This window comes from Streptacidiphilus carbonis (genome assembly GCF_000787775.1).
Classification (GTDB): Bacteria; Actinomycetota; Actinomycetes; order Streptomycetales; family Streptomycetaceae; genus Streptacidiphilus; species Streptacidiphilus carbonis.
On record NZ_BBPM01000122.1, the window covers coordinates 1 to 5,524 of the forward strand.

A 5,524-nucleotide genomic window follows, 5' to 3' on the forward strand; every position below is an offset into this window, starting at 1 on the left:
TGAGATCGCCCGGATGCTGGGTGCGTTGACGGAGTTGTTCGCCGCCGGTGTGCTGACGCCGTTGCCGGTGGCCTGCTGGGACGTGCGCCGGGCCCCGGACGCCTTCCGGTACCTGAGCCAGGCCCGCAACATCGGCAAAGTCGTCCTCACCATGCCGGTCCCCGAACTCGGCGGCACGGTCCTGGTGACCGGGGCTTCCGGCGCCCTCGGCGGTCTGGTTGCCCGGCACCTCTCCACCCGTCGCGGCCCGGCGAACCTGATGCTCCTGTCTCGGCGCGGCCCCGAAGCCACCGGAATGGGCCGACTGGCCGCCGAGCTCGCCACCCAGGGAGGTGTCCAGGTCCAGCTACGCGCCGTTGACGTCGCCGAGCGCGACCAACTGGCCGCGGTGATCGCCGGCATACCGGCCGAGGCTCCGCTGCGCGGTGTCGTGCATGCTGCCGGGGTACTGGACGACGGTCTGGTCGGCTCACTGACGCCGGCCCGCATGCACACCGTGATGCGCTCGAAGGTCGACGCAGCCTGGCACCTGCACGAGCTGACCAGGCATCAGGACCTGAGCCTGTTCGCAGTCTTCTCCTCGATCGCCGGAATCTGGGGCAGCCCGGGACAGGGCAACTACGCGGCCGCGAACACCTTCCTGGATGCGCTGTCCGCCCACCGACGGGCCCAGGGCCTGCCTGCGGTCTCCCTGGCCTGGGGGCCGTGGCAGCTCGACGGGCCAGGAGTCGGCGGGATGACCGGGCATCTCACCCCGGCCGACTGGCAGCGGATGGCTGCCCAGAGCCTGCAGCCTCTGAGTGAGGCCGACGGTCTCGCCCTGCTGGGCGCCGTCACGGGTACCGCCCGCCCGAACCGGGCGCCGGACGGCACCCGCTCCCTGCTGGTCCCGGCCCGGATCGACAGGTCGAGCCTGAGCCGTCGCGGCGCCGGAACGCCACCGCTGCTGTCCGGGCTGGTCCCCGCTTCGACCACACCGGGCACGGCCCGGCGCACGGTCGGGGCGATCAGTGCCGACGGCCGCTCCGGGCTCGCGGTGCGGCTGGCCACGCTGTCCCCGACCGAACGCGAGGAGACCGTTCAGGAGATGGTTCTCGGTCAGGCGGCCCGCGTCCTCGGGATGGCGGGGCTGGATCCGGCGGACGCCAACCGCTCCTTCCGCGAGCTGGGCTTCGACTCGCTGACCGCCGTCGAACTGCGCAACCGGCTGGGTGGGGCGACGGGCCTTCGGCTGCCGGCCACGCTGGTCTTCGACTATCCGACACCCACGGCGCTGGTCGCGTTCCTCCTGACCGAACTGCTTGGGGATGCCGCCTCGGCAGCACTTCCCACGGCGCGGGCATCAGCCCAGGACGGCGACGATCCGGTCGTGATCGTGGGTATGGGGTGCCGCTTCCCCGGTGGCGTCGGCTCGGCGGGCGAGTTCTGGGGTCTGCTGTCCTCGGAGTCGGACGCCGTGACCGGGTTCCCGCTGAACCGGGGACCAGCCTGGGAAGGCGTCGTCGATCCGGATCCGGCCGCGACGGGGAGGAGCTACGCCGATGTCGGTGGATTCCTGCATGAGGCCGGGGACTTCGACGCCCAGTTCTTCGGGATCAGCCCGCGTGAGGCGCTGGCGATGGATCCGCAGCAGCGGCTGCTGCTGGAGACGTCCTGGGAGGCCCTGGAGGACGCCGGAATCGACCCCGGCTCCTTGTCGGGCAGCTCGACCGGGGTGTTCACCGGGCTGATCTACCACGACTACAGCACCGGAGGTTCGACCCCCGAGGAGGTCGAAGGCTACGTCAGCACGGGGAACTCGGGCGGGGTGGCGTCCGGCCGGGTGTCGTACGCGCTCGGCCTGGAAGGCCCGGCGGTGACGGTCGACACTGCGTGCTCGTCATCGCTGGTGGCGCTGCACCTGGCGGTTCAGGCGTTGCGGTCGGGGGAGTGCAGTCTGGCGCTGGCCGGGGGAGTGACGGTGATGGCGACACCGGGCACCTTCGTGGAGTTCTCCCGGCAGCGCGGGCTGGCTGCGGATGGTCGGTGCAAGGCGTATGCGGATGCGGCGGACGGCACGGGCTGGGGCGAGGGCGTGGGTGTCCTGGTGGTTGAGCGGCTGTCGGATGCCCGCAGGTACGGGCATCGGGTGTTGGCGGTGGTTCGTGGGACGGCGGTGAATCAGGATGGTGCGTCGAATGGTTTGACGGCTCCCAATGGTCCGTCGCAGCAGCGGGTGATCCGGACTGCGCTTGGCGGGTGCCGGTCTGCGGCCTGGGGATATCGACGTCGTCGAGGGCCATGGCACCGGGACCCGGTTGGGTGATCCGATCGAGGCGCAGGCGGTGCTGGCCACCTACGGTCAGGGTCGTGACGCCGACACTCCGGTGCTGCTGGGGTCGGTGAAGTCGAACATCGGTCACACCCAGGCGGCGGCCGGGGTGGCCGGGATCATCAAGATGGTGCAGGCGATGGCGCATGGCGTCGTCCCGGCCACGCTGCACGTGGACGCCCCGTCGCGGCATGTGGATTGGGAGTCTGGCTCAGTTCGGTTGGTGACCCAGACCACACTGTGGCCGGAGACTGGGCGCCCGCGCCGCTCTGGTGTGTCATCGTTCGGCTTCTCCGGCACCAACGCCCACGTCATCCTCGAACAGGCCCCCCAGGAGCCGATCGCCCGTCCCGACGCGGTCCTGCGGCCGCCGATCGTCCCCTGGCTGATCTCGGCCCGAAGCAAGGCCGCACTGGCCGACCAGGCCGATCGACTGCAGGACTATCTGAGTTCCCGGCCCGCCCTGGACCCGGTCGACGTCGCGTTGTCCCTGGCCACGACCCGCGCAAGCCTCAGCCATCGCGCTGTGGTTGTGGGCGCCGATCGCGCCGAGCTCGCCTCAGGTCTGGCTGCTCTGGCAGTGGATGACGCTACGTCAGCCGGCCAGGTGATGACAGCGAGCGCCGGTTCGGTCGGCAAGGTCGGGTTTGTGTTCACGGGACAGGGCGCCCAGCGCATTGCCATGGGTCAGCAGCTGTATGTGGCCTATCCGATGTTCGCCCAGGCGTTTGACGCGGTGTGCACGGGACTTGAGGAGCATCTGGACCAACCAGGCCTGTCGCTGAAGGCAGTTGTCGGCGGAGCTGGTCGCATCGACGACACGATGTGGGCGCAGGCGGGTCTCTTCGCCATTGAGGTGGCCCTCTTCCGGTTGTTGGAGTCCTGGGGCGTGGCCCCGGCGATGGTGGCCGGCCACTCCATCGGCGAGCTGGCGGCCGCGCATGTGGCCGGGGTCTGGTCGCTGGCTGACGCCTGCGCGGTGGTGGCGGCCCGGGGCCGGCTCATGCAGGCACTCCCGGCCGGCGGCGCGATGCTTGCCGTTCAGGCTGGTGAGGACGAGGTCCGTCAACTTCTCGCCGGGACCGAGGGCGTGGGTGTCGCGGCGGTCAACGGCCCGACCGCCGTGGTGGTGTCGGGCACGAAGGAGTCGGTGGCGGGGGTGGCCGAGGCGTTCGCTGCGCAAGGCGTCCGAGCACGGCAACTGCGGGTTTCGCACGCCTTCCACTCGGCTCTCATGGAACCGATGCTGGCGGAGTTCGCGCAGGTCACCGCCTCGGTGTCGTACAGGTCGCCGCAGATCCCCCTGGTGTCGACGCTGACCGGCCGGTCGGTCACCGAGGAGGTGGCGGACCCGGAGTACTGGGTGCGCCAGGTGCGCGAGCCGGTGCGCTTCGCCGATGCCGTGACCACACTTCGGGAGAGCGGAGTACGCACCTTCGTCGAACTGGGTCCGGACGGCGTCCTCTCCGCCCTCGGACTGCAGACCTCGTCCGGGACAGGCGAGAACGAGGCGTGGCTTCCAACCCTGCGCCGGAACCAGGACGAGACGCTGACCCTGGTCTCGGCGATCGGTGCCCTGCATGCGCGTGGCGGCACGGTGGACTGGCCGCGCTTCTACGCCGGGACCGGCGCGGCCCGGGTCGACCTGCCCACGTACGCCTTCGCCCGGCAGCACTACTGGCTGAGTTCGGCCGCGACCCACGGTGACGCCGTCGGCCTCGGGCTGGGCGCGTCCGGCCATCCGTTGCTGGGCGCGGCCGTGAACCTTCCGGCCAGCGGGGGCCTGATGCTGACCGGCCGACTCTCGCTGAGCGCCCAGCCGTGGCTGGCCGACCACGTGGTCGCCGGACGGGTGGTACTGCCCGGCGCGGCACTGGTGGAGATGGCGATCCGGGCCGGGGACGAAGCCGGACGGCCTCGACTGGCCGAATTGGTGATCGAAGCGCCTCTGGTGGTGCCGCCCCAGGGCGGCGTTCGGGTCCAGGTCACGGTCGACTCCGTCGAGTCGGACGACGACGCCTCCTCGCGCACGGACGTCGCGATCTACTCCCAGCCCGAGCAGGACGACCCGGCAGGTACCTGGACCAGGCACGCCGCCGGCGTCCTCACCGTGGCCGAGGGCGCGGACGCCGCCCAGCTCGAATCCTGGCCACCGGCCGGGGCGGTAGCGCAGGACCCCGGCGGCCTCTATCCCGCGCTGGCCGCTGCCGGCCTGAGCTATGGGCCGCTCTTCCAGGGCGTGCGGACGCTCTGGCGGCGCGGAGACGAGGTCTTCGCTGAGGTGGCCCTCGCCGATGACACCCCCGTCGCCGGGTTCGCCGTGCATCCGGCCCTGCTCGACTCCGCCCTGCACCCGATCTCCGCCACCGATGGCCTCTCCGGCCAGCACGGCCCGCTGCTGCCCTTCGCCTGGACCGACATCGTCGTGCACGCGACCGGTGCGCGCGCGGCCCGGGTTCGGCTGACCCCCGCCCCCACCGGCGACGGGGTGTCGCTGACCCTGGCCGACGAGACCGGCGCACTGATCGCCTCGGTGGGCGGTTTGGTGCTGCGCCCGCTGCCGATGGCCGAGTCCGCTTCATCGACCGTCGCCGACGAGGCACTGTTCACTCTCGACTGGGTGCCCAGCAAGAGCAGCAACGAACCTGAGGACCTGAACCGCTGGGCCGCACTGTGCCCTGAGAGTCCGTCATTCTTCGGGGAAATCCCGCATGCGGTGGCCTATTCGGGCATCAGCGAACTGACGGCAGCGGTGGCCGACGGCCGACTTGCCCCGGACACCGTCATCATCGGCTGCCCGACGCAGTCCGCGGGTCCCGGTGTCGGCGACCGGACCCTGGCGGCGGCGGTCCGCGCCCTCAGCATCGTGCAGGAGTGGTTGGCGGCCGACAACCTGGCCGAGGCCCGGCTGGTGCTGGTGACCGAGCGCGCGGTCGACGCCGGCTCCGGGGACGTCCCGGTCGAGGTGACCAGCTCCGGCATCTGGGGACTGGTTCGGGTCGCCGCGAGCGAGAACCCGGGCCGACTGGGACTCGTCGACCTCGACCTCGCTTTGGGTTCCGACGGTGCGGGAGAACTGGTGCGCGCGGCGGTGTCCACCGGCGAGGTCCAGGTTGCCGTCCGGGCCGGAGAGTTGCTCGTCCCACGACTGGTACGGGTACGGTCGGTGGCCGCCCTCGCGATTCCGGCGAACTCAGATGCCTGGCGGCTGGA

General features: G+C 71.3%; 1 protein-coding gene and 1 pseudogene. Both read left to right on the plus strand.

Annotated elements, in window-relative coordinates; all coding sequences use genetic code 11:
- Positions 1–4,301 (plus strand): annotated as a pseudogene (locus TR46_RS45680) (type I polyketide synthase); the annotation flags it as partial.
- A 120-nt stretch (positions 4,302–4,421) separates the two neighbouring features.
- Positions 4,422–5,524: SpnB-like Rossmann fold domain-containing protein (locus tag TR46_RS45685; RefSeq protein WP_439654424.1), on the plus strand; the 1,103-nt coding region annotated here is incomplete at its 3' end.